Here is a 634-nt window from a genome sequence, read left to right as displayed (position 1 = left end):
TTTCATTTTCATATCCATATTTATTTGATTAATTAATAGTTCTCTTCCATGTAATTTTTCCAAAGTCTGCTCAGTTCTTCATAAATGATGGTTTCCTTTGTTTTTCCACCTCTTGTGCCTTTAGCCTTTTCTATGTTTTCCGCATTTTCACGTTGAACATTAGCTAGAAAGTGGCTCATATTTTTAGTGAATGTACTTTTTTCGCTATCATCCGTATCTTCATACTTGCCAATAATCCAGTCAATGAGTGTACGGCTCTTCAAGAACTCCGTACTGAATGATTTTTTGGCTGCTTCAACAAGCGTTCTTCCTCTGTTGATGTTGTTTGATTTTCTAAGTACTTCATCAATATTGCCGTTGATAGCCCTGACGAGAACTGTCTTGTTTATCTTACTGCCAAATGTAGCCCACTTGGAAGCCGCATCCAGAGAGTAGCCCACACAAGTCAAATCAGACACAAAGTCCAATGTCGGCAATTCTTCTTCAACCATCATTTTCACTCCCTTTACATAATCCGCACCTTTCCATGGGGTAGTGGCAATGTTGATTTCTGCCAATGCTTTTTCAATGCCAACAGACGGATTCAAAGAATACACGAAATAGAACTCTCCTTTGTACAGTTTATCCGGTTCAA

Annotated in this window: 1 protein-coding gene; it reads right to left on the bottom strand. The window is 38.3% G+C overall.

From position 1 onward, the window contains the following. Window positions 1-32 precede the first annotated feature (32 nt). The coding region (locus tag QVP94_RS06385) for a hypothetical protein (RefSeq protein ID WP_288213191.1) at window positions 33-634 on the bottom strand (602 nt) is incomplete at its 5' end.

The organism is Parabacteroides sp. CAG:2 (assembly GCF_000436315.1).
GTDB lineage: Bacteria > Bacteroidota > Bacteroidia > Bacteroidales > Tannerellaceae > Parabacteroides > Parabacteroides distasonis.
This window is presented reverse-complemented; position numbering and strand designations above follow the sequence as displayed.